Source organism: Stenotrophomonas sp. STEN225, assembly GCF_056756445.1.
The window spans coordinates 1-220 of sequence record NZ_JBRRBV010000048.1; the positions used below are offsets into that span (position 1 = coordinate 1).

Genomic DNA, 220 nt, shown 5'->3' on the forward strand with positions numbered 1-220 from the left:
TGTCCATCTTGCAGACGTTTGATCAAGCAACTATTAATTGTTTTAAAGCAAGCGATACGTTGCCAGAATCATTCATCTGCAGCTTTAAATTTTTGCCTTCGGGCAATGCAGTTTTAAGTGAAGAGTTTGATCCTGGCTCAGAGTGAACGCTGGCGGTAGGCCTAACACATGCAAGTCGAACGGCAGCACAGAGGAGCTTGCTCCTTGGGTGGCGAGTGGC

Annotated in this window: 1 rRNA gene; it reads left to right on the top strand. The window is 47.3% G+C overall.

The features are described from left to right. Window positions 1-114: 114 nt before the first annotated feature. Window positions 115-220: ribosomal RNA gene (locus tag ACVOJ1_RS19005) — 16S ribosomal RNA — on the top strand; the annotation flags it as partial.